Origin of the sequence: Flavimarina sp. Hel_I_48, from assembly GCF_000733945.1 — a bacterium.
In the GTDB taxonomy this organism is placed as follows: Bacteria; Bacteroidota; Bacteroidia; order Flavobacteriales; family Flavobacteriaceae; genus Leeuwenhoekiella.
The window spans coordinates 1,567,834-1,594,448 of the sequence record NZ_JPOL01000002.1 but is presented as its reverse complement, the minus strand read 5'-3'; the positions used below and the strand labels follow the sequence as shown (position 1 = coordinate 1,594,448).

Sequence of the window (26,615 nt, the reverse complement as noted above, 5' to 3'; positions counted from 1 at the left end):
CAGAGGTTTGAAGAAATTCCCCCTTGTAAAATACAAAGGGGGAAAACCTATAAGTAATGTCTAAGCTGGGTTTTATTTCCAGCCTCCACCTAAAGCCTGGTATAGGTTTACCATAGCATTAAGCTGACCATATTCTGCATCAATGAGATCCAGCTGGGAGCTTAGCGCATTTTCCCTGGCTGTGAGCACTTCAAGGTAATTGACAAGACCGTTGTTCAGTAATTCTTCGGAATAGTCTGTAGCGGTCTGGTAAGCATCGTATTCTTTTTCTTTTATGGTAATCCGCTTGGTGGAAGCTTGATACGTATATAAGGCATCAGAAACTTCTCTGCTCGCCGTGAGGATAGCCTGTCTAAAATTCAACTTTGCCTGTTCCTGCTGTGCTTTTGCTACTTCATACTGCGTGCGTATTTGTCTTCCATTAAAAATAGGCTGTACCAGACCACCTATAATCGTGGCAAATAAAGACCCTGAACTGAAAAGGTTGTCCAGGTCCAGGCTTTGGACGCCTCCCGTCGCTGATAAGGTGATAGAGGGATAAAAGCTGCTACGGGCAACATTGGTAAGTTCAAAAGAATTGATAAGATCATATTCTGCAGCAATGACATCTGGGCGGTTACGTAAGAGCGTGGTAGGTATACCTATGGTCAGATCTGTATTGATTTCCTGGCTATCCAGGTCTGTACGCACGATCTCATGAGGTTCTTCACCCAGCAGGATAGACATGGTGTTTTCAAGAAGCCGTGCCTGATTCTGTAAATCCACTAGAATGGCCTGTGCAGTGTAAAGTTGGGCTTCGGTCTGTTTTACTCCCGCACCGGTAACATTACCCGCTTCTTTGAGCGCTCTCGTAGTTTCCAGGCTATTCTCCCTATTGGATACTGTTTCCTGGGTTATACGTATTTGTTCGTCAATAGAAAGCAACTGATAATAGGTGGAAGCTATATTTGCGATGAGCTGTGTCTTTACCGCTTTATGGGCGGCAACAGATTGCAAATAACTTGCTTGATACGCACGCTTGTTGCTGCGTATTTTTCCCCATATGTCTGCTTCCCAGGATAAGGCCGTATTTATCTCATATTGATCAAGTTTTGAAAAGAGACTACCAAACTGGCTATTCCCGGATAGTTCCTGATGTGTATAAGTAGCATTGCCCTGTAATGTGGGAAAAAAACCTGCTTTGCCCTGTTTAAAATAGGCCTGTGCCGCAAGTATTTGCTGAATAGCTACGCGAATATCAATATTGTTCTCCAGTCCACGATTTATGTAATCATTAAGTACGGGATCTGTGAATATATCTGTCCAAGATACATTAGCCATGCTCAGCGAATCTTGTGTAGCGGTATTTATGATACTATCTTCTATATGATCTGTTCTAAACTTTGCTTCGTTTACTACTTTTGGGCGCTCATAATCTTTAGCGGCAAAGCAGGAACTGAGTAAGATGGGAACGCTTGCGAGAAGCAAAAGGGTACATATTCTATTGGTTTTCATATTAAGCGTTTTCTTCATTTATTGTTTTGTTTTTTGCTGCCTCAGGCTCACCGGTAATCTTTTCCTGCAACCACTGGAAGAGTATAAAGAGAATAGGAATTACAAAAACACCTATCACGGTACCTATGAGGAGACCGCCCACGGCTCCTGTCCCAATAGAACGGTTACCTACAGCGCCTACCCCATTGGCAAGTACAAGTGGCATAAGACCCAGGATAAAGGCAAAAGAGGTCATTAAAATAGGTCGCAATCGAGATTCTGCACCATCTATGGCCGCATTTAGAATAGACTCTCCCTGTTTTCTACGCTGTAGTGCAAATTCTACGATAAGAATGGCATTCTTCGCGAGAAGTCCCAATAGCATAATCAGTGCGATCTGGAAGTAAATATTGTTCTGTAATCCCGCAAATTGTGTAGAAATATAAGCCCCCATAACCCCTAATGGTAAAGATAGGAGAATGGCAAAGGGAACTAAATAGCTCTCATACTGCGCTGCCAGTAAAAAGTATACAAATACTATGGAAAGCATAAAGATAAGCATTGCCTGATTTCCCGCATTTACTTCCTCCCGGGAAAGACCAGAATATGCAGTACCATAGTTGGCCGGAAGGGATTTTGCAACTTCATTGACAGCAGCGATACCATCTCCAGTACTAAACCCAGGGTTCATTGAAGCCGTGATTTTAGTAGAATTAAATAAATTGAAACGGGTTACTGCCTGAGGGCCATAAACGCGTTTTAAATTTATAAATTCAGTGATAGGAGTCATTTCACCACTATCGGTACGTACAAAGATGCTATTTAACGCTTCTTTATCTGCACGGTCTTCCGGAAGAGATTGAACGTAAACACGATATTGTTTACCAAATCTGGAAAAATCTGTGGCAAATATACTTCCTATATAACCTTGAAGCGTAGAGAATATACTTGATATGGAAACCCCTTTCTCTTTTGCCAAAGGAACATTTACTTCGAGCTCATATTGTGGGTAATTTGTGTTAAATGGTGACTGTGCAAACTGAAATTCAGGTCGCTGGGTCAATTTGTTTACAAAATCCTGATTGACTTCGTCAAGTTGCTCAAAACTACCTCCACTACGGTCAAGAAGATTCACTTCAACTCCCGCAGAGTTACCAAAACCAGGAACACTGGGACGTCCAAAAAAGATAATGTTAGCACCGGGTATCTGTGATGCTGCACCAAACATCTTCGCTGTTATGCTCTCTAAGGAAAGTGAGTCTGCATCCCGTTTGCCCCAATCGTTTAATTTTGCAATACCAAAACCATAGTTGCTTCCAGAACCATTCAATAAACTTCTCCCTTCAATCACAAATACGCCTTCAACACCCGGTATTTTACTTGTCTTTTCATAAAGCTGTCTGTTGACCTCGTGCGTTCTATCAATGGAGGAACCTGCCGGTAACTCCACGTTCATAAAAATAATCCCCTGATCTTCATTGGGAACAAAACCTGTCTTAACTACAGAAGACGACCAGTAGATCACAACCACAGAGAGAACAAGAATAGCGCCCGTCACCCATTTATTTCTGTAAAGAAAATGAACAGATTGTCCATATTTTCTTACTGTTGCATTAAAACCTCGGTTGAAGGCGGCAAAAAACCGCTGTATAAAGTTTTTCTTTCCTGTACCTTCTTTTTCATCATGACCCTTTAAAAGCAAAGCACATAATGCCGGACTCAAAGTAAGGGCGTTTACCGCCGATATTAAGATGGCTATAATCAAGGTGACTCCAAATTGCTCATAGAAAACCCCAGAAGGCCCTGATATAAAAGTCACCGGGATGAATACGGCCGCCAGTACAAGAGTAATTGAAACGATAGCTCCAGAGATTTCACTCATGGCGGTTTTAGTGGCTCGTTTAGCATCATTTTCTCCTTCATCTATTTTGGCATGCACAGCTTCCACCACTACTATCGCGTCATCTACCACAATACCAATGGCCAGTACAAGTGCAAAAAGGGTCAAAAGGTTAATGGAATAACCAAATAGATTCAAGAAGAAAAAAGTACCAATGATGGAAACAGGAACCGCAATGGCGGGGATCAGGGTAGACCTGAAATCCTGTAGAAATATAAATACCACAATAAAAACTAAAACGAATGCCTCGATCAGAGTATCGACCACTTTATCTATAGAAGCTTCCAGAAAGTTATTTGCATTAAAGGGCACAAATATTTTTATACCATCAGGTAGTTCTGACTCTATAGTATTAAGCTCTTCATTAATGCTTTCTATAATTTGCTGTGCATTTGATCCCTTGATCTGGAATATACCCATAACTACAGAAGGATTGTCATACGTCAACGATGATGCGGAGTAGCTTTGAGCACCAAGTTCTATATCTGCTACATCATTTAAAGTCAAAAACTGACCATCACCCAATGCTTTGATCACTATATTGGCATATTGATCTTCAGTCTTAAAACGACCACCATATTTAATGGTGTAAGAAAAAGCTTCACCATTATTCTCTCCAAGAGCTCCGGCAGAGGCTTCTAAACTTTGTTCTGCAAGCGCAGCTGTTATATCTGTAGGAATCAAATTGTATGCGGCCAATTTTTCTGGCTTGAGCCAGATACGCATAGCATAATCTTTAGACCCAAAAACACTAACGTTACCTACACCATCAACACGTTGCAATTCTGGTATTACATTTATTTTCAGGTAATTTTGAATAAACGTGTCATCATAATCCTCATTCTCACTGTAAAACGAGAGAAACATCAGGGCATCTGTTTGCTGTTTTTGGGTTATTACCCCTGTACGAAGTACTTCCTGAGGTAAAACAGCATTTGCACGGGTTACTCGGTTTTGTACATTTACCGCGGCAATATCAGGGTCTATGCCCTGCTCAAAGTATACGGTTATTTCCGCAGTACCGGTGTTTGAGGCCGTAGAGGTGAGATAGGTCATACCTTCTACGCCATTAATTTGTTCTTCTATGGGGATAACGACACTTTCCAGAATAGTTTCCGCGTTTGCACCTGGATAGGTCGTGGTAACCTGTACGGTAGGTGGTGCAATATCTGGATATTGCGTGATAGGAAGCGTTGTAAGGCCAAGTATTCCCAGTATCACGATAATGATAGAGATAACCGTAGAGAGTACGGGCCTATTTATAAATGTATTTAGCATGGTATTTTATTTCTGGATGCGTTGAGGTCTATTTAAAAACTTGTTCTATTGGTTTTGCAATGCTATCAAAAGGAACCTCTTGAGGTTTGATCTTGGTTTCTCCCCTTAGTTTTGCAAGACCTTTAGCTACGATTTGTTCTCCTTCATCAATACCGGAAGCAACCACAAATAAATTTTCTACCTGTGCTTTAATTGCAAATTGTGCTGCTACTGCCATACTATCTTTTCCAAATTTGTAGACAAATGTGCTTCCCTGACGTTCAAAGGTTGATGCACTGGGCACCACAATGGCATTTTCATATGTCTTTGGGATTTTTACCTTACCGCTGTTGCCGTTAGTAAGCATTTGGGTAGGATTATCAAAAATGGCACGAAACTGTATAGACCCCGTATTTGTATTGACTTGAGAATTTATGGTCTGTATTTTTCCTTTTTGTTCATACTCGCTTCCATTGGCGAGTATCAACTCAATTTCAGGCATGTTCTTGATTTTTTCGCTGATATCGCTTCCATTTGCTTCCTTTATAAAGTCAAAATAATCTTTCTCGTTCATTGAAAAGTAGGCGTATACTTCGCTAATGTCTGAAACCGTTGTGAGTGGCATCTGGTCTGACGGACTTATCAAATTCCCTTTTCTAAGGCGAATGCTTCCCACGTAACCATCTACCGGACTCTTAATATTTGCGTAGTTGATGTTTGCATTGATACTATTGTAACTGCTCCTGGCCTGCTGTAATTGCGCTTTTGCAGTTTCTAATTGAACGTTGCTTATGATATCCTTTTCTACAAGGGGTTTTAATTTATCAACTTCTACCTGTGCTACATTCACGCTGGCTTTTGCAGCATCTGCATCTTGATTGAGAGATTGCGTTTCAAGTTTAAAAAGTGTCTGGCCTTTTTTGACCTTTTGACCTTCATCTACCAGAACTTCTGTGATATATCCTGCAATCTTGGCGCGTACTTCGCTGTTTACGATGCCTTCTATGCTTGTAGGGTATGTGCTGTAAGCAGTAACCGTCTTTGTAGGAACAGTGATCACCGGCAACTGTGGTATTTGTTGAGCAGCCGCTGCCTGACCAGTTTTTTCATCCTGACCGCAGCTGGTCAGCAAAATGCAGAGGCCTAATAGTGCAGGTAAAATATGGATGTACGTTTTTTTCTTCATTTTCTTGTAGTAATTAGTCATTTTTGATTTTGGTGGTAAGGTTGTCGCGTAATTTTTTCATACCAGATGATGCCTGCTCTAAAAAATTTAGATAGTCCTGATGAAATTCCAGGTCAAAGGCCTCGTCTAACTTGTCTTCTTCTGCCAGGGTATTGTTTATATTTTCTTTGTACTGCATGATTTCAATATGGAGTTCCCGTTCTGTGTTCCACTTTTCGATCATCTCGTTCATGGAAAGTAGCATGGCATCCTGAGAGATCACGAAGTATTTTTTTCGGTCACCGGGCTTGGTATAATAAGATATTTTTTTTGCCGCCTGAAGATTGGTCAGGTGCGTAAAAATGGTGCTTTTGCTGGCTCCCAGGCCACATACCATATTGTCAAAGGTAACTCCCTTTTTTCCGGTTAGGATTAAATTTGAAACAATACGTGCAGCAAGCGGAGCTATCTGCTCTTTACATTCCAGATATACTCCCAATCGTTCTATTAAATGTTCCTTTTTTTTCAAAATATGGTAATATTCTTAATTTAAAGGCGCAAAAATACGTTTGGTTCGGGAATATACGAACCAATTACGGATTAAATAAATGTTAAATATGATGTGTGTATATTGTTAAGGGAAATAGGTTCTAAAAATTAGCTTAGCGCTTGCAAACGCTAACGATTTCGCTAATCACATCTTTTTGTGAAGTGCTCACAATTCCTTCCTCAAATAAACGGAGGCTATGCATGCCAACGTCAGGCTTGCGCTGTAAAACCTGGATTTTCTTTCCGGCAGAAAGATGTACGCTTTTAAAATTATTTGCCTTAAAAGCCGAAATATTACCAATATTAATACCACTCCCGGGCATAATTTCAATTTGATCATTACTTTTCTCTAAAAGTTGATTAAGCAAGCTCAGGCCTTCTGCAGCAGTTTGTTCTTTACCAGAAGTAAGTAAGCGTTTAATGGGAAATTGAAGAAGTGCATCTAACGCGACAATAGCATCTGGGCACCAGTCAAAGGCACGATGAAAGGTAAAGCAAAGACCCTCAGCCGCTGTAAGTAGTAGTTCAAGCTTTTCTTTTGCGATGGTATTGTCACTATTTAACGCTCCGCTCACAACACCTGCACAGCCTATCATTTTACAGAATTCAATATCGCGATGCATCACATCGAGTTCTGCCGGGCTATATGTAAAGTTACCGCTACGGGGACGTATCAATACATGCACGGGGATTTGTAGTTCGCTCGTTACCTTCTCGATAAGGCCATGACTGGGCGTTAAACCTCCTACTGAAAGTTCTGTACATAATTCTATACGATCTGCTCCCCCCTGCTGGGCGGCAAGGGCACTTTCAAAGGAATTGGCACAAATTTCAACCTGCATAGCACTAAAAATTAAAACGCTTCAAATTAGATAAAATCGGCGTTGTGATGCGTAAAAATAGGTTTATGAATATATTTTTCAGGATTTTTTTTATTCATAATACTATTAAGAATGAACCTCAATTTAGCGTTCGTAAAACATATTATTCAGTTTTTCCTATTTGTATTATCTTTAGCTAAAACCAAATAACCGCTATGTTTTTACTAATAGCCTATGCGCTGATATCTATCTTTTTTTCTTTTTTATGTTCTATACTGGAGGCCGTTTTATTGAGTATCACCCCTAGCTTTATTCGCATTAAAACAAAAGAAGGTAAACAATACGCCACAACCTTATCTAATTTCAAAAAGGATATTGATAAACCGCTCATCGCCATACTTACTTTGAATACAATTGCGCATACCGTGGGTGCAATTTTAGTGGGCGATCAAGCGGGTAAAATGGCTTCGGAAGGTGGCTGGGATGTTTCATTTTTTGGTTTGAGCTTCGTTGCTATAGTCTCTACTTTGATGACTATCCTGATACTTGTGATTTCTGAAATTATTCCGAAAACCATAGGGGCCACCTACTGGAAAAGCCTTGGTAATTTTACCGCGAGGTCATTGCAGATCATACTTATTTTTTTAAAATATACCGGCATATTGTGGATACTCACACAGGTCACTAAAATGGTGGGGAAATCTGCCCATGTGAGCACCATGAGCCGCGAGGAGTTTATTGCACTTGCAGATGCGGCAGAAAAGGAGGGTGCGTTAGAAGATAATGAGATGGTGGTTATCAAAAATCTCCTGGTATTTAAATCTGTACAGGCAAAAGACGTTATGACCCCTTTTCCCGTGGTAATTACCGAAGATGAATCTACAAGTTTACGGGATTTTCATGAACAGAACAGGCATCTTAAGTTTTCAAGAATCCCTGTATATAAGGACAATTCAAATAATATTACCGGGTTTATCCTTAAGGATGATCTTCTGGAAGAAATCGTGGAAGACCATGCAGATAAAACCCTCCAAGACCTGCGCCGGGATATTAAGATCGTGCATGCAAACAAACCCATACCAGAACTGTTTGAAAACTTTATACAGCAGCGCACGCACATCGCCCTTGTGACAGATGAATTTGGCAATACCATAGGTGTGGTTACGATGGAGGATATTATAGAAACCTTGCTGGGCCTTGAAATCATGGACGAAAATGACACCGTCGCAGATATGCAGGAACAAGCACGGGAAAGTTGGAAAAAAAGAGCAAAACGCCGTGGTATAAATATGGAGAGCGATAAAAAAGAGCTGGACGTTAAAAGGTTCAACGGAAAATCAAATCTATGAAAACCGCAATTATAAATTCTCCATTGGGAAAAATTGAGCTCACGGGGGATGAGAACGGACTCGCAACCGTATTTTTTAGGGATGATGACCACGAAGAAACCAAAACAGACCAAATCCCTCCCGAACTTGCCCCAGCCGTAACGCAGTTAAATCTTTATTTTGAAGGCAAAATCACCAGTTTTGACCTCAAATTGAATCCAAATGGCACCGATTTTCAGAAAAAAGTTTGGCTACAATTAGAGAAAATTCCTTTTGGTAAAACTCAAAGTTATATGGATATGGCTCGGGCTTTGGGAGATACAAAGGTGATTCTTGCGGCAGCTTCGGCAAACGGTAAAAATCCCATAGGGATCATTATCCCCTGTCATCGTGTTATAGGTAGCGACAACACACTTACCGGTTATGCCGGCGGTCTCTGGCGTAAAAAATGGCTGCTGGAGCATGAAAGCCCGGTACGGCAAACCTCGCTTTTTTGACAGAAAACAGGTCAAAAAGCATTAAAAATGACTGAAGATGCTACATAAAATCAATCTTGAACATATTTTATTTCTTGATATAGAAACCGTTCCCCTGCACGAGAATTTTAATGAGCTGGATGCTGATTATCAGGAACTCTTTAGTAATAAAACAAAGTATCAGCGTAAAGAGGAATTCTCGGCGGCAGAATTTTACGACAGGGCGGGAATCTGGGCAGAATTTGGTAAGATCGTTTGTATTTCCGTGGGATATTTTAAACTGAAGGATGAGCAGCGTAGCTTCAGGACAACAACCTTTAGTGGAGGTGAGCACGAACTTTTAACGCAGTTCAAGGAATTGCTTGAAGGTTATTTTGATAAACCGCATCATCTCTTGTGTGCTCATAATGGGAAGGAATTTGATTTTCCTTTCATTGCGCGCAGAATGGTCATCCATGGAATACAAATTCCCAATAAACTTGATCTTTTCGGTAAAAAACCCTGGGAGGTAAAACACCTGGATACGCTGGAATTGTGGAAATTTGGTGATCACAAACATTACACATCCTTAAAATTATTGACCAAAATTTTGAATATTCCTTCTCCAAAAACAGATATTGATGGCAGTCAGGTACGAGATGTTTATTATCAGGAAAATGATGCGAAGCGCATCATTTCCTATTGTGAACGCGATGTAGTGGCAATCGCCCAACTTATACTTAGATTTCGGAATGAGGAATTGCTTGATGATAATGAAGTGATATCAGTCTAATATATCATATAGTAAAAAAGAAAAATGACCAACAAAGAGCAAAAAACAATCCTTACAGTAGAAAAATTAAGTCTAGGCTTTAAAAAGGACAAGCGCATCAATCCTGTGCTTACAGATATAAGTTTTGAACTCAAAGCCAATGAGATATTGGGTATCGTTGGGGAATCTGGCTCAGGAAAATCAGTAACTAATTTGGCCATTTTAGGCCTTTTACCTCATAAAATCACCCAGATTTCGTCTGGAAGTATCCTTTTTAAAGGGGACGAACTCTTGGGCAAAAATGAAAAAGAGTTCAGGAAATTGCGCGGCAATGCCATTTCAATGATCTTTCAGGAACCCATGAGTTCCTTAAATCCTTCCATGCGCTGCGGTGATCAGGTTTTAGAAGTTTTAAACCAGCATATTCAATTAGATAAAAATGAGGCTGAAGAGCGTGTGCTGCAATTGTTTGAACAGGTTAAATTGCCCAGGCCCGCAGCTGTATTTAAAGCATATCCCCACGAAATAAGCGGCGGTCAAAAACAGCGGGTGATGATCGCGATGGCCATTGCCTGTGAGCCTGAAATCCTTATTGCTGATGAACCTACGACCGCGCTGGATGTTACCGTTCAAAAGGATATTATTTTTCTATTAAAGGAATTGCAGGCGAAGAACAATATGAGTATCATTTTTATTTCGCATGATCTCGCGCTTATCAGCGAGATTGCAGATCGCGTTGTGGTTATGTATAAAGGTAAAATTGTAGAAGAAGGCACTGCGGAAGCCGTTTTTAAGAACCCGCAAAAGGAATATACCAAAGCGCTTATTCACGCAAAACCAGAAATGGAAGAGCGTCTACGGAAATTGCCCACCGTTGCTGATTTTATGAAAGGAACCATACCTACAGCGGTGGTCACTGCAGCAGAACGGGAGAAAGATCACAAACGTATTTATGCAAAAAAGCCACTCATAGAGGTAAAAAATGTAGAAAAAACCTTCTACAGTAACGCTGGTTTTTTCAAAAAAACCGAAGCTGTACATGCGGTAAACGACGTGAGTTTTAAAATTTATGAAGGAGAAACGCTGGGACTGGTAGGGGAGTCGGGCTGTGGTAAATCAACGCTGGGCAATGTCATTCTTCAACTTGATCAAGCTACGCAGGGTCAGATTTTTTACAATGGAAAAGACATTGCAAAATTCAACAAAAAGGAACTGCGTGCGCTTCGCAAAGATATTCAGATTATATTTCAGGATCCCTATTCATCATTGAATCCGCGGTTGACCGTGGGCAAGGCAATTACAGAAGCCATGCAGGTACATGGTTTATATTCCAGCGGAAAAGAGCGTCGCAATGAAGCTATAAAACTACTGGAAGAAGTAGGGCTTCTCCCCGAACACTATTACCGCTATCCACATGAGTTTAGTGGTGGACAGCGACAGCGCATTGGGATCGCAAGAACGATTGCCTTAAAACCTAAATTTATTGTTTGTGATGAATCTGTAAGCGCGCTCGATATCTCAGTGCAGGCTCAGGTGCTCAATTTACTGAACGATCTTAAGGAAAAATTTGGGTTTACCTATCTTTTTATTTCCCACGATCTTGCGGTGGTCAAGTTTATGGCAGACCAACTTCTGGTCATGCAAAATGGTAAAATCGTAGAATCTGGCGAGGCAGACACGGTTTATAGTAATCCCAGGAGTGACTACACTAAGGTTTTGATAGCTTCGATTCCCAAGGGAATCTAAAACATGAAGAGAAAAACCTTTTTTGCTAAATACATCAAATTTAAGAATGCACGAAGTTCTAGTCTGATTTTATGTGTTAATGAATTTTCTCTGGCAGAAGGGTGATTTGTAACCATGATAGTGTTTTTGTTAGATTAAACTATCCAAAATCAAATTCAAATACCAAGTTCAAGAGGAATATGGAGGGTTAATTATGATTTGGGATAGCTAAAATAACAAATAAAAGCTAAAACCAAAAATAAAGTTAAATAAATTCTTAATTATTTTGTTAAATAACGTTTATTGGCGCTTAATTATGCATTTTGTCGTTTAAAAGTGACTAAGATACAGTTGAATCAATCGGGGTTATAATTCGAAAAAATATTCAGAAATGCAAAAAGTTGATATTACAAGACCATTTCCGGAATTTCTTCTCCCTCCGGAATCAGAAGTTTTCCTTGAGTTGCTTTTACTATTTCCTCCACGGATACGCCAGGAGCTCTTTCCAGAAGTTTAAAACCATCGGCAACAACTTCAATAACTGCTAAATTGGTTACGATTTTAGTGACGCAACCTACGCCAGTAAGGGGCAGCGAGCACCGTTTAAGAAGTTTAGAATCACCATCCCTGTTTGTATGCATCATAGCAACGATTATATTTTCTGCACTTGCGACAAGATCCATCGCGCCTCCCATCCCTTTTACCATTTTACCCGGTATTTTCCAGTTAGCGATATCGCCATTTTCGGCAACTTCCATAGCGCCCAGAATGGTAAGGTCTACATGTTTGCCTCGTATCATAGAGAAACTTAGGGAAGAATCAAAAAAAGACGCGCCTTTTAAGGTAGTAATGGTTTGTTTCCCGGCATTTATAATATCGGCATCTTCTTCCCCTTCAATTGGGAAAGGACCCATTCCCAGCACACCGTTTTCACTTTGAAATTCTACTTCTATGTCATCGCGTACATAGTTGGCCACCAGTGTGGGAATTCCTATTCCCAGGTTCACATAGTAACCATCTTTGACTTCTTTTGCGATGCGCTTGGCAATTCCGGTCTTATCTAGCATATTTTATTTATTGGGTTGTGGGGTCATTCTTAAATAAGGCTTTATTTCGGTATGTCCCTTGGGGAAAAGTTCTTTAATCTCCTCATTTTTAACTGAAGGTACGATCACACAGTCTTCACCATCTTTCCAGTTGGCTGGGGTAGCAACTTTATGATACGCCGTAAGCTGCAGGGAATCTATAACACGTAGCAGTTCATCAAAATTTCTTCCGGTAGAGGCGGGGTAGGTAAGCATCATCTTTATTGACTTATCTGGTGCGATCACAAAAACAGATCGTACCGTTGCGGTACTATCTGCATTAGGGTGAATCATGTCATATAAGTTGGAAACCTTCTTATCCTCATCTGCTATCAGTGGATAATTTACGGTAGTGTTCTGGGTTTCATTAATATCCTTTATCCAGTCTTTATGAGAATCCAGGCCATCAACGCTTAGGGCGATTGGTTTTACGTTTCGTTGCTTAAATTCTTCGGAATAGCTAGCGACACTTCCCAGCTCTGTAGTACAAACTGGCGTATAATCTGCAGGGTGTGAAAAAAGTATTGCCCAGCTATCACCCATCCATTCATGAAAATTTACTTTTCCTTCTGATGTTTCTGCTGTAAAATCTGGAGCGGTATCGCCTAATCTTAAATGTGCCATTTTATTGTTGTTATTAGTGTATTATTACTATTATTATTTCTTTCTTAAATATTTTAGGTTCCACCCATAAGAGTTCCCCCTTTGGGGGTTAGGGGGACTGGAGTTAGGGGGATTGGGTTTAGGAAGATTGTCGTACGGTACGTTGTTCAATACGCTTCTCGTAGTTTTTTCCCTGAACGATGCGTTGTACAAAAATACCTGGGATATGGATTTGATTGGGGTCCAGGGATCCTACCGGGAGTAGTTCTTCTACTTCTGCAACGGTAATTTTTGCGGCTCCGCACATATTTGGGTTAAAATTGCGCGCGGTACCTTTAAATATAAGGTTACCCGCTTCGTCGCCTTTCCAGGCTTTAATAAAGGCAAAATCTGCCTTAAAAGCTTCTTCTAAAACATACATTTTACCATCAAATTCCCGTGTTTCTTTGCCTTCTGCCACTTCGGTACCATATCCCGCAGGAGTATAAAATGCGGGAAATCCTGCCTGTGCTGCACGGCAGCGTTCTGCAAGCGTTCCTTGTGGGATGAGCTCTACATCTAGCTCACCGCTAAGCATTTGACGTTCAAATTCTGCATTTTCGCCTACATAAGAAGAGATCATTTTTTTGATCTGGTGTTTTTTTAAAAGTAAACCCAGTCCAAAGTCATCCACGCCGGCATTATTGGAAATGCAGGTAAGTTCTTTTACATTGAGCCGTACCAACTGAGCAATTGCATTTTCCGGTATACCGCTTAGGCCAAAGCCTCCCAATAGCATCGTCATCCCATCTTTTACTCCACTTAAGGCTTCTTCTATCGAGGATACGGTTTTATTTATCATGTATATTGTTTTATCTAAGAAAAATACAAAAATGCCGGCGCTACACCATCAATTTATCAAAATCTTAAGTTGAAATCTTTAAAGAATACTTTTTTGATATAATTTGGAGTGTTTTAGTGCTCAAATTAGGAAATAAAAAAAGGGCGCATGGTGCGCCCTTTTATATAAGAATCTTAAAAATTAAATTTTAAAAATCGAGTTCATCTGGTATGTAGCCTTGATCTTTAGGTTTCTTCACGATAGAATCACAATCTACGGCAATGGTAAGTTTTTCGGGCCGCTCAAATTCTTCTTTAGAGATTTTCAAACTATCCTGAGCGTAATTCTTCTTCATATAAATGGCCCAGATAGGAAGTGCCATGGTTGCACCCTGTCCATAGGTTATACTGGAAAAGTGTACAGACCTTTCTTCACCACCTACCCAAACCCCCGTGGCAAGATTAGGAACAATACCCATAAACCAACCATCACTTTGGTTTTGCGTTGTTCCCGTCTTTCCTGCGATAGGGTTAGTAAAAGCCCAGGGATAATCTGTTATCACATTTTTAAAATCATAACGATTGTTTGCCCCTGTACGCAAACGTACCCCAGATCCATACTGCGTAACGCCTTCCATAAGGTTAAGCATTACATAAGCTGATTCTTTGCTCAGTACATCTGCCGCCTGTGGAACATTTTGATATAAAATCGTACCGTTTTTATCTACAATGGTCGTAACGATTTGCGGGTCAATATGCACGCCCTGATTTGCAAAAGTAGCATACGCAGAAACCATATCGTAAAGACTTAAATCTGCCGTACCCAATGCAATAGATGGTACTTCGGGGATATTTCTAGTATCCACACCTAATTTTTTTGCAAGATCAATGACTGGCCTGGGACCTACTTTATGCATTAATTTTGCCGAAACTGTGTTTATAGAGCGTGCAAGGGCGCTTTTTAAACTGACCATACCACCATATTCCCCACCAGAATTATCTGGGCACCAGTCTTTTTCAAGTCCCATTTCGCCGGCGGGAATACAATACGGCACGTTAGATAACGTATCACATGGCGATAGATGTAATTGATCTATAGCAGCAGCATATAAAAAGGGTTTAAAAGTAGAACCTACCTGACGTTTACCTGTTTTAACATGGTCATACTGAAAATGCTTATAATTGATCCCACCTACCCAGGCCTTGACTTCCCCGGTCTGTGGTGTAATACTTAATAAACCTGAACGCAGGAAGCGTTTGTAATACAATATGGAATCGCGCGGTGTCATCAAGGTGTCAATATCCCCCTGCCAACTGAAAATACGCATGTCCGTTTTAATGTCGAAAGATTTTTTGATCTGTTCTTCGGAAATATCCTTAGCACTCATTTTTCGCCATCGGTCGCTGTTTTTGATGGCTCGCTGAATGATCCTTTCTTCTTCATCCTTGGTAATATCTCGGAAAGGTGCCGTGCTGTTTTTTTCATTTTGTTTATCAAATTCCTTTTGAAGGTTTGATATATGCGCAGTAACGGCTTCTTCAGCATTTTGCTGCATGCGGGAATCTATGGTGGTGGAGATAACCAGGCCATCGCGATAAATGTTATAATATTCCTCGTTTCCGTCTTTGTCCACGCCTTTAGGGTTTTCTTTGATCCAGTCTGTTACAAAGGCCCTTAAGTATTCCCTAAAATACGTGGCGATACCATCAGAATGTCCTTCCGGAGAAAATGTGACCTTTACAGGCAGGTCGACGAGGCTATCTTTTTGCTGCGCGGTAAGTTTACCGGTTTGTTCCATCAATCCCAGGACTACATTGCGCCTTCCCAATGCGTTATCTTTGGATATTTCACGATAGGGATTAAACTGCCTGGGGTTTTTAAGCATGCCCGCAATAATGGCAGATTCTTCCGGTTTCAGGTCACGTGGCTCCTTATCAAAATAAATGCGAGAAGCAGAACGAATGCCAATGGCATTGTAAAGAAAATCCATCTTGTTAAGGTACATGGTAATAATTTCCTGCTTCGTATACTGGCGTTCCAGACGGGCGGCAATAATCCATTCCCTGACTTTTTGCAGTACGCGTTCTATTTTATTGCTTGGCGTGTCTGAGAATAGGAGCTTTGCCAACTGCTGTGTTATGGTACTCGCACCACCTTCTGACCCCAGATAAACAACCGCGCGCATCGTACCGCGCAGGTCTATTCCAGAATGATCATAAAAACGTCTATCCTCTGTGGAGGTAACCGCATCAATAAGGTTTTGTGGAAGGTCTTCATATTTAATCGGAGTACGGTTTTCATTATAGAATTTACCCAGCGTTTTCCCATCAGAAGACAATATTTCTGTAGCAAGATTGCTTTCTGGGTTTTCCAGTTCTTCAAAACTGGGCAGGGGTCCAAAAAGCCCCCAACTGGCAAAAAGGAATATCAATACTACTATTAGAAGTCCACCACTAAAAATCCCCCAGAAAATCTTGATGTATTTTGAATTGTTCTGAGGACTTTTCCCTTTTTTCGAAGTCGTTTTTTTGGCCATTATTTCTTATTGCTTGTTTTTTCTATGCGCAGTCCCACATCATGAATCCCCTCAAGGGTTGTAAGGGGCTGCACATCCCCATTACGTCGCATTGCCTGCCGTACGGAAAAAGTATAGACACCCTTCTCATTAAAGAGTACATTTTCCCTATACCATAATTTATTTTCCTTTAGATCACCAAAACCTGTGCCTAACCAGGTACCATCAGGATTTGCCATGGCATATTCTAAGGTATCCGTAAGGGTTTTACCGTTAGGGAACTGAATTTGAGTTATCAAAAAAAGATTGCTGTATTTATAGGTATTGTCGTTGCGCAATGTGATAAATAAATTATAGGGCTTCACACTATCAAGTTTATCAACCTTTAGCACCACGGCAGAATCTTTATGCCAGGAATTGGGCAGATCTTTCTGGGTGTGAAAAGCTGCATCATCACAGGAACAACATAAGAATACGGCCATTAAAAATAAAAAAATACTACGCATTTATTCTGACTGCTTATGCTGAGTGTCGTTGTTTTTATTCTGTGCCTTCTTTGCCGAAGAATTATTATTACGTCTCGGCTTTCGCGATCGTCTGCTTTTTTTGGCAGCGTCATCAGATACCTTTGCATCTGGCTTCACAGCTGTTTTCTTATCCCGTTGAGAACCGGGATTAGGCTTACTACTGCGTTTTTTTCGCTTTTTGCGGGTACGTTGCGGCTGGTCAAAACGGGTAAGGCTATCCTGTCCTACAACGTTTCCAAAATCAGGTTTAGTATCTTCTATCAGCTCTGCCGCATATTCCTCAAGACTTGCCACTTCGGTACCTTTTTTATTGGCCTCTATGATTTCATTCGCCTGCGTTGTGGTGAGTTTGTGCCAGTTCATCCACTCGCCTTCGTAAGCATACCACAAATGTCCCTGAAAAATGTCGATTTTTTGACATACCGCAGTGCCTTTTTCGGTTTTAAGCTTTTGTTCCGTCCTCGGGAAATCTTTTAGCGCATCCATGTACGAATCCAGCTCATAGTTGAGGCAGCATTTTAGCTTGCCACACTGACCGGCAAGTTTTTGAGGATTGAGCGAAAGTTGCTGGTATCGCGCCGCGCCCGTGGTTACAGACCTAAAGTCCGTTAGCCAGGTAGAACAGCAAAGTTCGCGGCCGCAGGAGCCAATGCCGCCCAGACGGGATGCCTCCTGGCGGAAACCTATTTGCCGCATCTCAATACGGGTATGAAACTCCTGTGCAAATTCTTTGATCAGTTGCCTGAAATCAACCCGTTCTTCAGCAGTATAATAAAAAGTGGCTTTAGAACCATCTCCCTGAAATTCAATGTCAGAAATCTTCATTTCCAGCTTTAACCTTATCGCAATCTGGCGCGAACGTACCTTCATGGCATCTTCACGGGCTTTTGCCTCTGTCCAGATATCCACATCGCGCTGGGAAGCTTTCCGGTAAATTTTACTAAAGGTATCCGTATTATAGGGCTCCCTCTTTTTTTTCATTTGTATGCGCACAAGCTCGCCGGTAAGGCTCACGATACCTATATCGTGACCAGAAGCGGCTTCTACGGCGATGAGATCCCCTATATGAAGGGAGAGGTTTTCGGTATTTTTATAAAATTCTTTCCTGCTGTTCTTAAAACGGACTTCTACAAAATCAAAGGGTTTTTGCCCCATGGGCAGATCCATATTGGAAAGCCAGTCAAAGACCGTGAGTTTATTACATCCATCTGTACCACAGGTACCATTATTCTTACATCCACGTGGTTGACCGTTTTCGGTCGTACCACAATTTCCACACGCCATGATTTTATATTTTTTAAAACCGCTAACAACCAGCGCTAAATCTGTATGTCGCGATCTTTATTTGTTGTCTTTTGAGACGAAAGGATTTCGCACAAAATTCAGCTTAATCACAAAGAATTAAGCGATTCAAAAATATAGTAAATATTCTTGCCATTCTCCGGTTAACCGAAGTGTTTCTCAAATCTAAAAAAACAGGCACCTCAGGAGCAGTATTTTTTAGAATAAATAACGTTTAAAAAGGATAAAAAAACGGACAATTAAGGCTGAAAAACACCCCATTTCAGTGATAAACTAACCTTTTAGAGGCAAATTTTCCCGTTGAAACTTCAATTTTTCAGACCTTCCTTTTTTGAATATCTTATTACTGTTAGGGATGCCCTGCCGCAGTTTTTTCTGTTCTTCTTCTGGAAGTGCCATAATTTCCATACAGCTTGTTGAGCAACAATCTTTCATTGCGCTGGCACATTCTTCACATTGAATAAATAACAAGTGACAGGCCTCATTGGCACAATTCACATGGGTGTCGCATGGTTTGCCACACTGGTGACAGTGGGATATGATCTCGTCTGTGATGCGCTCACCACGGCGATGGTCAAAAACGAAGTTTTTCCCACGGAATTTATTTTCCAGTTGCTGTTGCTCCACCTGGCGCGCATATTCAATGATGCCGCCTTCCAGCTGGTAAACCTGTTTAAAGCCTTTATGTTTATAATAGGCACTCGCTTTTTCACAACGAATGCCGCCCGTACAATACATGACCAGTTTCTTGTCTTCTTTATGGTCCTTAAGATCAGCTTCAATAAGATCAAGCGAATCCCGAAACGTGTCCACATCTGGCGTAATCGCGTTTTTAAAATGCCCTATCTCACTTTCATAATGGTTGCGCATGTCTACCAGAACGGTGTCCTTATCTTCAATCAGGTCGTTAAAAGTCTTCGCGTCTACGTGAATACCTTTATTGGTCACATCAAAAGAGTCATCCTCAAGGCCATCTGCCACAATCTTGTTGCGCACTTTGACCTTGAGCTTTAAAAAGGATTTTGCATCCTGCTCAATGGCAATATTGAGGCGTACATTTTCAAGGAAATAAATACCATCCAGAAAATCTTTAAATGCTGAAAAATGCCGTGCAGGAAGTGAAAGCTGCGCATTGATCCCTTCGTGGGCTACATAAATACGGCCCAAAACTTCCAGTTCATCCCAGTGAACAAAAAGGTGGTTTCTAAAAAGTGCGGGGTTGCCTATTTTGGCATATTGATAAAAAGAAAGGGTAAGTCGTTCATCACCGGCCTCATCAATAAGAGCGGCCCTTTCTTTTGCGCTTAAGGTATTGTACAGTTGCATGCTATACTTAGATTAAGGTTAAAAGTTCCGCAAAATTACATATTTTTAAAATTATGGGCAAAGGTGTTCTTTATTGAGACCCGGTAGAAGATTCCTGCTATGAAGTCCATATTTACCACTACAGGCTTGTTTAGATTTTAAGATATAATTCGGAAAAATTCCTAATTTTTGGACATAATTCCTTTGCTGTACTTGAAAAGAAGTGGTAATTTAGCGGTTTACAGTATTTAAAGTCAACTATGAGCAAAGAAACCACGAGCAAAGAAAAAGATGCAAAGCTAAAAGCATTACAGCTTACCCTTGATAAAATGGATAAAACCTATGGCAAGGGTACGGTAATGAAAATGGGCGATGATGCGGTTCAGGATGTTGAGGTGATCTCAACAGGTTCCTTAGGGCTTGACCTTGCATTGGGAGTAGGTGGTCTGCCACGTGGTAGGGTTATAGAAATTTATGGTCCTGAATCTTCTGGTAAAACGACCCTTACTTTACACGCCATCGCCGAAGCGCAAAAAGCAGGCGGTATCGCGGCATTTATAGATGCGGAGCATGCTTTTGACCGCTTTTATGCAGAAAACCTGAATGTAGATATAGAAAACTTAATCATCTCCCAGCCAGATAATGGGGAGCAGGCACTGGAAATCACAGATAATTTAATCCGGTCTGGGGCCATTGATATTATTGTGATTGACTCGGTTGCCGCATTGACGCCAAAAAGTGAGATTGAAGGTGAAATGGGGGATTCAAAAATGGGTCTTCATGCGCGATTGATGTCACAAGCGCTAAGAAAACTCACCGGCTCTATCAGTAAAACAAAATGTACGGTTATTTTCATTAACCAGTTACGTGAAAAAATAGGGGTAATGTTCGGAAATCCCGAGACTACGACCGGTGGTAATGCTTTAAAATTTTATTGCTCGGTACGTTTGGATATTAGACGTTCTACCCAGATCAAAGACAGTAACGGTAACGTTATGGGTAACAAAACCCGTGTTAAAGTGGTCAAGAACAAAGTGGCGCCACCTTTCCGCCAGGCAGAATTTGATATCATGTACGGCGAGGGGATTTCTAAAGTAGGGGAAATTATTGATGTAGGCGTTGATTACGAGATTATTAAAAAGAGTGGTTCGTGGTTTAGCTATGAGGATACCAAGTTAGGACAGGGACGCGACGCGGTAAAAGCATTATTAAAAGACAACCCAGATCTTATGGAGGAACTTGAGGTAAAAATCAAAGAGGCTATTAAGATAGCGAACGGATAAAGTTTTTTTGTCCCTTAACGCAACCTTTTTCATAATTGTGCATCTATATAAAAATAGTAAACAATTATGAAAAAGGTTTTTTTGGTTTTGGGACTTACGGCATTGATTACAAGCTGTTCCCTTAACGATGATGACGGCGGTCAAGATGTAAAGTTTGAATACGCCAATATTACTAATGTCGAACTCCCAGATACGCTGGAAATAGGAAAAAGGTATAATTTTAAGATTACTTCACAAGTAAGCGACTGTTCTAATTTTTATGGGTTTCAGGTAGATCCTTCTAATCCAACTTCAACTGACAGTATTCGATTTGTGGGTGCTCTCAACCGCGTATCTGAAATTGCAGATTGTGGAACGGCACCTGATACGATATCTAACAACCTCAATTTTGAGGTAATTTACAGTTACAGTTATACCTTTAATTTCTTGACTGGTTTTGACGCTACTGACGAGCCTATTTATCTGACCAAAACCATTCCCGTAAAGGATCGTTAATAAATCAAAAATGTGAGTCTAGACCAACTCATTAAGGACTGTAAAAAAGAAAAAGCCAGCGCCCGGGAAGAACTTTACCGGCGTTATGCCAGTATGTTATATTCCGTATCAATAAAGTATTCCCGCAACCGCGAGGAAGCAGAAGACAATCTGCAGGATGCTTTTATTACGGTATTCACAAAAATAGGGCAATACACTTTTAAAGGTTCTTTTGATGGCTGGTTAAAACGCATCGTTATCAATACCGCGTTGCAGTGCTATCGCCAGCAACCGGTATTTGATATTGTAAATGAAGGGCAGATCCCAGAGGTGGAAGTTGAAATAGATGATGAACAGCTACCCCTACCCTTTTTACTGAAAATCATACAGGACTTACCAGATCGATATCGCCTGGTTTTCAACTTGTATGCGCTAGACGGATTTTCCCATAAGGAAGTAGCCGAAATGCTAAAAATTTCAGAGAATACCTCAAAGTCAAACCTTTCCCGGGCAAGATTGATATTAAAAGAAAAAATAGAAGCGTATTATGCGCAAAACGATATACATTCGTCAACGCAGTGAAGGAAAAAAAGGAAATAGATAGACTCTTTCAAGAGCGGTTCAAAAACTTTGAAGCGCATCCCTCTGATGAGGTATGGTCAAAGATAGAACAGCGCCTGGGTCAGAAGAAAAAGAAAAAAGTGGTTCCGCTCTGGTGGAAACTTAGCGGTGCCGCGGCATTGCTTGCATTATTGTTATTGGCAGGAAATCTCATTTTTGCCCCTAAAACGGATTTCTTTCAGGAAAGCGACCCGCAATTAGTAACGGAAGACAGTACAGAAACACAAAGTGAAAAGTATGTAGGTCGACCTGATATTGTTAAAGATTCGATCGAGCAATCTATCGTTTCCAACACGGAACAGAAAAGTGAAAAAACCACGAAAACAGACGCTAAATTGGTTAAAAATATGGATGAAACGACCGATTCTCAGGGGGTTTTGGCAGATTCTGAAATAGAAGATTCTTATGAAGTTGTTGCTGATCCCCAAGATGAAGAAAATTCACGTAGCATGAGTTCCTCTCAAAAAGCAGTCGCAACAAACACCACTGAAAAAACATCACAAAGCACTATAAATACGGCAAATACTTCCGGAATATCGGCTAAAAATGGCAGAAAACAGCTTAATTCCAAAGAAAACAGAGCGATTGCGGTTCAAGAAGATAGCATCCAGCATCAACAGAATGTTATAAAGGACAGTTCCGAAGCAATCGTTACGAATGAGTCTGCGGAAAATGAGCCTAAAGATACAGGTGAAGACAAATCGCTGGATCAGGTTGTAGAAGAAGAGCGCGCGGCCAGTATTGCAGAAGAAAACTCTCAAGATGAAGAGGGGCTGAAAAATTCAAAACGATGGGCGGTAATGCCTAATGTGGCGCCAGTTTATTATAACAGTTTTAGCGGCTCTGGTATTGCGCCCCAGTTTGAGCAAAATACTAAAGAAGGTGGGGTGAACATGAGTTATGGGGTTTTATTGAGCTACGCGGTGAATGAAAAAATCACCGTGCGTTCTGGTCTCCATAAAATCGATCTGAGTTACACTACAAATGATGCTATTTTGTCTGCAGGTTTTCAGGGAAATGCCTTGCAGAGCGCGAGTTTTAATAAAAAATCTGATGTGCTTATGATTGAAAGCGCAGTGCGTGCGCCGCAAGAAAATGCGTCTCCCAGTATTGTAGAAATACCCACGTTAAATACCACGCAGGGTTTTGTAAATCAAAGTCTTGCCTATTATGAAATTCCCATGGAAATAGAATACGCAGTGCTGGAAAGTAGAATAGGCCTGCAATTTATAGGCGGATTGAGCACTTTATTTCTAAATGACAACGCACTTGTTTTTAATGGCGATTCCTTTAAAACCGAACTCCCAGAAGCTACGAACCTCAATGACGTCAGTTTTTCAACAAATGTGGGCGTTGGTTTAAACTATAAATTCACAGATGAGATAAAATTCAATCTGGAACCTATGTTTAAATATCAGCTCAATGCGTATAAAAATAATTCGAGCGATTTTAAACCCTATTATCTGGGATTGTATACTGGTTTTAGTATAAAATTTTAAAAAGGTGCAAGGAAATAACTGCTTTTAGTTTTATTGATCATTCATTGTTCTGGTAATGATACAAAGCAGCTTCTGGTTAGGTCTGCTTTTTATATTTTAATGGTCAGTACCTGATTTAAGTTCCGCTTTTATAAGTTCGTAACAATGGTCACGCAGTTGGCGTCTGCCATCTGGCGTTATGTTTTCAGTATCTACAAATGGTAATATTTTAGCCCTCATTCTCCCGGGCGATGCAAATTCAAATTGATAGGAGAAGCGTTTTTTGTTATCATAAAAGACGAGGGGAACGATAGGTAGTTGATGTTCTATGGCAAGTCTAAAGGCGCCGTCCTTGAAGCTATCAATAAGCAGATTATAGTCATCAGGCACCCTGCCTTCGGGAAAAATACAGATCCCATAACCCATTTTCAGTTTTTTCTGGGCAGATTCAAAAACGGCCCTTCGGCTTTTGGCATCCTTGCGGTCTACTAAAATACAGGTGCGTCTATACAAAAATCCGAACAACGGAAAACGGGCAAGTTCCTGTTTGCCCACAAACACAAAAGGCTGGCGCACGCAGTGCAGCATGAGCATAATATCTGTAATTGAAGTATGGTTTGCAATATACATGTAACTCTTTCCATCTATTGTGTCTTGCAGGCGCTTTACCTGAGGCCAGAATCCACAACCGTATAAAATAAAACGAGCCCAGAATTGCGCCATACGGTAGTATAGTGGGTACCAACTTTCTTTTATTACAGAAATAAGCAATAAGGGAAGCATGGCAAAAATAGGGATCGCCACCAGTACATAAAACCATATACGGAATAGGAAAACGGCAAAAGTTCTTAGTGGTTTCATGTATTTGCTATAGCTTTTTGGTTTATAGCACGGCATTTAGGTTGTGGCTCAAAAATAGGAAAATTATATATAGAGGGTTCAGCACGTTTAAGTGATCGCTTCAAAGCGCTAAATATGGGCAATTAAAGCTAATTATACCTTTAAAAAGGGCACTTTTTACCTAGAATATGTAGTTTTACAGTGCAAAAACAAAACTATGTCCAGAATATTGACCGGGGTACAAAGTACGGGAACCCCACACTTGGGAAACCTTTTAGGCGCAATCATACCAGCCGTTAACATGGCAAATGAGGCCGAAAATGATTCTTTCTTTTTTATTGCAGACCTGCACTCACTTACGCAGATCAAAGACCGGGAGACCCTAAGACAAAACACTTATTCCACCGCAGCTTCCTGGCTCGCATGTGGACTGGATATAGAAAAAACTGTTTTTTACAGACAAAGCGATATTCCGCAGGTTACAGAACTTTCCTGGTACCTGAGTTGTTTTTTCCCTTACCAGCGCCTCACCCTTGCCCATAGTTTTAAGGATAAAGCAGACCGGCTTGAAGATGTAAATACGGGCCTTTTCACATATCCCATGCTCATGGCGGCAGATATCCTTCTTTATGATGCCGAAATCGTACCTGTGGGGAAAGATCAATCCCAGCATCTGGAAATGACCCGCGACGTCGCATCCCGCTTTCATGCGCGCATGGGTGAAACCTTTGTAATACCAGAATTGCGATTACACGAGGAAACGATGTACATACCGGGCGCAGATGGGGCAAAAATGAGCAAGAGCAAGGGTAACACGATTACCCTTTTTCAATCTGACAAAGCATTGCGCAAGGAGATTATGGCAATAGCCACAGACAGTACCCCGCTTGAAGATCCTAAAGACCCCGATACTTGCAATGTCTTCGCCATTTATAAACTTATTGCCTCAAAAGAGGAACTGGCAGCAATGCGCGATAACTATGAAAAAGGCGGTTATGGTTATGGCCATGCAAAAAAAGCCCTTTATGAGAAGATTCTCACGCATTTCAAAAAGGAACGGGAAACCTACGCATACTATATGGACAACCTTGAAAAAATAGATGAAGCATTAAGTTATGGTGCTCAGAAAGCCAGTAAAGTTGCAGGGGAAGTATTGGTGCGGGTACGTCAAAAACTGGGTTATTAGCCGGTTTTTTAGTCGATTTTTATTGTTTTTAGGTAAGCTCAAAACGTTTTCCGGGCAAAGGTCTGACCACGCCTTTTATTTCCATGTTAAGTAAAAGTCCGGCGGTTTTATAGGTTGGGAAGTTACAATGCAGGGCGATAAAATCGAGTTCCTCCTTGCCGTTCTTGTTCAAAAAGGTGTAGAGTCGTTCTTCCTCTTCATTGAGATCTATAAAAAGTTGTTTTTGTACCGGAGCCAGATCTTCTTTTAAGTCCCAGTTAAGTACATAAACAACATCTGCTGCACTGGTTATCAATCGAGCTTGCTGGGTTTTGATAAGATTGTTACAGCCTATGCTCTGACTGTCGCCCGGGCGACCCGGCATGGCGAAGACCTCGCGATTGTAAGAGTTTGCAATGTCTGCCGTAACTAACGAGCCGCCTTTTGCGGCACTTTCTATAACAATGGTGGCCTCGCTCATACCTGCGATGATGCGGTTGCGGCGCAAAAAGTTTTTGCGGTCAAAGGGATCGCTGCTCCAGAAATCACTAATAAATCCGCCGTTTTCTTCCACCTCCTGCATGTATTTTTTATGCACTTTTGGGTAAATCTGATTTAGCCCATGTGCAACTACGCCTATAGTTTGCAAGTTGTTTTGTAGTGCTGCCCTGTGCGCGGTAATATCCACCCCATAGGCAAACCCGGAAATAATTACTGGATTTAGTACGGCAAGTTCCTCAATAAGCTTCTGTGTCTGGGCAATACCATGGGGAGTAACCTTGCGCGTACCTACTATAGAGAGCATCCTTCGGTTAGAAAGATCGATGTTTCCGCGCTTAAAAAGTAAAATAGGGCCATCTATGCAGTGTTTTAGGCGGTCAGGATACCCTGGTTGAGTATACGCGGTGCAGGTGATTTTATTTTCGGTTATAAACCTCAATTCTTCTAGCGCCGCATTTTTATGTTCCGAAGCATGTAGTTCTTTGATTTTATGAGTTCCTATGCCGTCTATACGCAAAAGGTTTGCCGGTTTTTCTTTAAAAAGAGCCTCGGCGCTCCCGGTATGGTGAATTAGTTTTTTTATGGAAGCATCGCCCAGGTTAGGAACCCGCTGAAGGGTGAGAAGTGCAATAAGTTCATTTTCGGTCATGG

23 protein-coding genes are annotated in these 26,615 nt (G+C 41.0%); 9 read left to right on the top strand and 14 right to left on the bottom strand.

Features of this window, described 5'->3' with window-relative positions:
- Nucleotides 1–72: 72 nt before the first annotated feature.
- The 5 genes from P162_RS07130 to P162_RS07110 form a co-directional block, all read right to left on the bottom strand.
- Nucleotides 73–1,512 carry an efflux transporter outer membrane subunit gene (locus tag P162_RS07130; RefSeq protein WP_241077744.1) on the bottom strand — a complete coding sequence of 480 codons (1,440 nt, stop codon included), beginning with the start codon at nt 1,510–1,512 and terminating at the stop codon, nt 73–75.
- Entirely contained in the window at nt 1,496–4,651 is a 3,156-nt protein-coding gene (locus P162_RS07125; protein ID WP_031426575.1) for an efflux RND transporter permease subunit, read from the bottom strand. The genes P162_RS07130 and P162_RS07125 overlap by 17 nt, the downstream gene beginning before the upstream one ends.
- 28 nt (nt 4,652–4,679) lie before the next feature.
- The gene (locus tag P162_RS07120) at nt 4,680–5,816 is read right to left on the bottom strand and encodes an efflux RND transporter periplasmic adaptor subunit (RefSeq protein ID WP_031426574.1); all 1,137 of its coding nucleotides are present in this window, start codon (nt 5,814–5,816) and stop codon (nt 4,680–4,682) included.
- Between the two features lie 13 nt (nt 5,817–5,829).
- Nucleotides 5,830–6,324 carry a GbsR/MarR family transcriptional regulator gene (locus P162_RS07115; RefSeq protein WP_031426573.1) on the bottom strand — a complete coding sequence of 165 codons (495 nt, stop codon included), beginning with the start codon at nt 6,322–6,324 and terminating at the stop codon, nt 5,830–5,832.
- A gap of 133 nt (nt 6,325–6,457) precedes the next feature.
- Nucleotides 6,458–7,186, bottom strand: coding sequence for a copper homeostasis protein CutC (locus P162_RS07110; RefSeq protein ID WP_031426572.1), 729 nt, complete (start codon nt 7,184–7,186; stop codon nt 6,458–6,460).
- Between the two features lie 194 nt (nt 7,187–7,380).
- Between P162_RS07110 and P162_RS07105 the strand changes: the two genes are divergently transcribed.
- Genes P162_RS07105 through P162_RS07090 form a run of 4 tightly spaced genes read left to right on the top strand, consistent with a single transcriptional unit; the run spans nt 7,381 to nt 11,466 of the window.
- The gene (locus P162_RS07105) at nt 7,381–8,514 is read left to right on the top strand and encodes a CNNM domain-containing protein (RefSeq protein WP_035916940.1); all 1,134 of its coding nucleotides are present in this window, start codon (nt 7,381–7,383) and stop codon (nt 8,512–8,514) included.
- The gene (locus P162_RS07100; protein ID WP_031426570.1) at nt 8,511–8,990 is read left to right on the top strand and encodes a methylated-DNA--[protein]-cysteine S-methyltransferase; all 480 of its coding nucleotides are present in this window, start codon (nt 8,511–8,513) and stop codon (nt 8,988–8,990) included. Before P162_RS07105 ends, P162_RS07100 begins: the two co-directional genes overlap by 4 nt.
- Nucleotides 8,991–9,027: 37 nt before the next feature.
- Nucleotides 9,028–9,741 (top strand): 3'-5' exonuclease, encoded by a 714-nt coding sequence (locus P162_RS07095; protein WP_031426569.1) that lies wholly within the window; start codon nt 9,028–9,030, stop codon nt 9,739–9,741.
- A gap of 24 nt (nt 9,742–9,765) precedes the next feature.
- Nucleotides 9,766–11,466, top strand: a complete 1,701-nt coding sequence (locus P162_RS07090; RefSeq protein WP_031426568.1) for an ABC transporter ATP-binding protein — start codon at nt 9,766–9,768, stop codon at nt 11,464–11,466.
- Between the two features lie 386 nt (nt 11,467–11,852).
- On the opposite strand, the gene P162_RS07085 is transcribed toward P162_RS07090, so the two are convergent.
- The 7 genes from P162_RS07085 to P162_RS07055 all read right to left on the bottom strand — a co-directional run bounded on the left by P162_RS07085 (nt 11,853) and on the right by P162_RS07055 (nt 19,623).
- Nucleotides 11,853–12,512 (bottom strand): 3-oxoacid CoA-transferase subunit B, encoded by a 660-nt coding sequence (locus P162_RS07085; RefSeq protein ID WP_031426567.1) that lies wholly within the window; start codon nt 12,510–12,512, stop codon nt 11,853–11,855.
- Nucleotides 12,513–12,515: 3 nt separating this feature from the next.
- A complete protein-coding gene (locus P162_RS07080; protein WP_031426565.1) occupies nt 12,516–13,154 on the bottom strand; it encodes a peroxiredoxin in 639 nt (212 codons plus the stop codon).
- 118 nt (nt 13,155–13,272) lie between these two features.
- Nucleotides 13,273–13,974: a CoA transferase subunit A gene (locus P162_RS07075; protein WP_031426564.1), complete on the bottom strand. Its 702-nt coding sequence runs from the start codon at nt 13,972–13,974 to the stop codon at nt 13,273–13,275.
- Between the two features lie 187 nt (nt 13,975–14,161).
- Nucleotides 14,162–16,489: a penicillin-binding protein 1A gene (locus tag P162_RS07070; RefSeq protein ID WP_031426563.1), complete on the bottom strand. Its 2,328-nt coding sequence runs from the start codon at nt 16,487–16,489 to the stop codon at nt 14,162–14,164.
- The gene (locus P162_RS07065; protein ID WP_031426562.1) at nt 16,489–16,974 is read right to left on the bottom strand and encodes a gliding motility lipoprotein GldH; all 486 of its coding nucleotides are present in this window, start codon (nt 16,972–16,974) and stop codon (nt 16,489–16,491) included. Before P162_RS07065 ends, P162_RS07070 begins: the two co-directional genes overlap by 1 nt.
- Nucleotides 16,975–18,279: a stage 0 sporulation family protein gene (locus tag P162_RS07060; RefSeq protein ID WP_035916936.1), complete on the bottom strand. Its 1,305-nt coding sequence runs from the start codon at nt 18,277–18,279 to the stop codon at nt 16,975–16,977.
- A gap of 291 nt (nt 18,280–18,570) precedes the next feature.
- Nucleotides 18,571–19,623, bottom strand: a complete 1,053-nt coding sequence (locus tag P162_RS07055) for a rhodanese-related sulfurtransferase (RefSeq protein WP_031426560.1) — start codon at nt 19,621–19,623, stop codon at nt 18,571–18,573.
- Between the two features lie 239 nt (nt 19,624–19,862).
- On the opposite strand from P162_RS07055, the gene recA reads away from it, so the two are divergent.
- From recA to P162_RS07035, 4 genes are all read left to right on the top strand, one after another.
- Complete coding sequence (gene recA, locus P162_RS07050) at nt 19,863–20,885, top strand: recombinase RecA (RefSeq protein WP_031426559.1); 1,023 nt, start codon at nt 19,863–19,865, stop codon at nt 20,883–20,885.
- A 66-nt stretch (nt 20,886–20,951) separates the two neighbouring features.
- On the top strand, nt 20,952–21,380 hold the full coding sequence (locus tag P162_RS07045; RefSeq protein ID WP_051907813.1) for a hypothetical protein: 429 nt from the start codon (nt 20,952–20,954) through the stop codon (nt 21,378–21,380).
- A gap of 12 nt (nt 21,381–21,392) precedes the next feature.
- Nucleotides 21,393–21,941: an RNA polymerase sigma factor gene (locus P162_RS07040; protein ID WP_031426557.1), complete on the top strand. Its 549-nt coding sequence runs from the start codon at nt 21,393–21,395 to the stop codon at nt 21,939–21,941.
- Nucleotides 21,938–23,479, top strand: a complete 1,542-nt coding sequence (locus P162_RS07035; RefSeq protein WP_031426555.1) for a hypothetical protein — start codon at nt 21,938–21,940, stop codon at nt 23,477–23,479. The genes P162_RS07040 and P162_RS07035 overlap by 4 nt, the downstream gene beginning before the upstream one ends.
- A 96-nt stretch (nt 23,480–23,575) precedes the next feature.
- On the opposite strand, the gene P162_RS07030 is transcribed toward P162_RS07035, so the two are convergent.
- Nucleotides 23,576–24,319, bottom strand: coding sequence for a lysophospholipid acyltransferase family protein (locus P162_RS07030; RefSeq protein WP_031426554.1), 744 nt, complete (start codon nt 24,317–24,319; stop codon nt 23,576–23,578).
- 196 nt (nt 24,320–24,515) lie between these two features.
- On the opposite strand from P162_RS07030, the gene trpS reads away from it, so the two are divergent.
- Nucleotides 24,516–25,484 (top strand): tryptophan--tRNA ligase, encoded by a 969-nt coding sequence (gene trpS / locus P162_RS07025; RefSeq protein ID WP_031426553.1) that lies wholly within the window; start codon nt 24,516–24,518, stop codon nt 25,482–25,484.
- Between the two features lie 28 nt (nt 25,485–25,512).
- On the opposite strand, the gene dprA is transcribed toward trpS, so the two are convergent.
- On the bottom strand, nt 25,513–26,613 hold the full coding sequence (gene dprA / locus P162_RS07020; RefSeq protein ID WP_031426552.1) for a DNA-processing protein DprA: 1,101 nt from the start codon (nt 26,611–26,613) through the stop codon (nt 25,513–25,515).
- Nucleotides 26,614–26,615: the final 2 nt, after the last annotated feature.

Coding starts and splice junctions, on each gene's coding strand:
- P162_RS07060 (WP_035916936.1), bottom strand. CDS start 18,279: ATGGCGTGTGGAAATTGTGGTACGACCGAAAACGGTCAACCACGTGGA.
- P162_RS07065 (WP_031426562.1), bottom strand. CDS start 16,974: ATGCGTAGTATTTTTTTATTTTTAATGGCCGTATTCTTATGTTGTTCC.
- recA (WP_031426559.1), top strand. CDS start 19,863: ATGAGCAAAGAAACCACGAGCAAAGAAAAAGATGCAAAGCTAAAAGCA.
- P162_RS07095 (WP_031426569.1), top strand. CDS start 9,028: ATGCTACATAAAATCAATCTTGAACATATTTTATTTCTTGATATAGAA.
- P162_RS07055 (WP_031426560.1), bottom strand. CDS start 19,623: ATGCAACTGTACAATACCTTAAGCGCAAAAGAAAGGGCCGCTCTTATT.
- P162_RS07075 (WP_031426564.1), bottom strand. CDS start 13,974: ATGATAAATAAAACCGTATCCTCGATAGAAGAAGCCTTAAGTGGAGTA.
- P162_RS07030 (WP_031426554.1), bottom strand. CDS start 24,319: ATGAAACCACTAAGAACTTTTGCCGTTTTCCTATTCCGTATATGGTTT.
- P162_RS07080 (WP_031426565.1), bottom strand. CDS start 13,154: ATGGCACATTTAAGATTAGGCGATACCGCTCCAGATTTTACAGCAGAA.
- P162_RS07045 (WP_051907813.1), top strand. CDS start 20,952: ATGAAAAAGGTTTTTTTGGTTTTGGGACTTACGGCATTGATTACAAGC.
- P162_RS07120 (WP_031426574.1), bottom strand. CDS start 5,816: ATGAAGAAAAAAACGTACATCCATATTTTACCTGCACTATTAGGCCTC.
- P162_RS07070 (WP_031426563.1), bottom strand. CDS start 16,489: ATGGCCAAAAAAACGACTTCGAAAAAAGGGAAAAGTCCTCAGAACAAT.
- dprA (WP_031426552.1), bottom strand. CDS start 26,613: ATGACCGAAAATGAACTTATTGCACTTCTCACCCTTCAGCGGGTTCCT.
- P162_RS07125 (WP_031426575.1), bottom strand. CDS start 4,651: ATGCTAAATACATTTATAAATAGGCCCGTACTCTCTACGGTTATCTCT.
- P162_RS07110 (WP_031426572.1), bottom strand. CDS start 7,186: ATGCAGGTTGAAATTTGTGCCAATTCCTTTGAAAGTGCCCTTGCCGCC.
- P162_RS07100 (WP_031426570.1), top strand. CDS start 8,511: ATGAAAACCGCAATTATAAATTCTCCATTGGGAAAAATTGAGCTCACG.
- P162_RS07105 (WP_035916940.1), top strand. CDS start 7,381: ATGTTTTTACTAATAGCCTATGCGCTGATATCTATCTTTTTTTCTTTT.
- P162_RS07085 (WP_031426567.1), bottom strand. CDS start 12,512: ATGCTAGATAAGACCGGAATTGCCAAGCGCATCGCAAAAGAAGTCAAA.
- P162_RS07130 (WP_241077744.1), bottom strand. CDS start 1,512: ATGAAGAAAACGCTTAATATGAAAACCAATAGAATATGTACCCTTTTG.
- trpS (WP_031426553.1), top strand. CDS start 24,516: ATGTCCAGAATATTGACCGGGGTACAAAGTACGGGAACCCCACACTTG.
- P162_RS07090 (WP_031426568.1), top strand. CDS start 9,766: ATGACCAACAAAGAGCAAAAAACAATCCTTACAGTAGAAAAATTAAGT.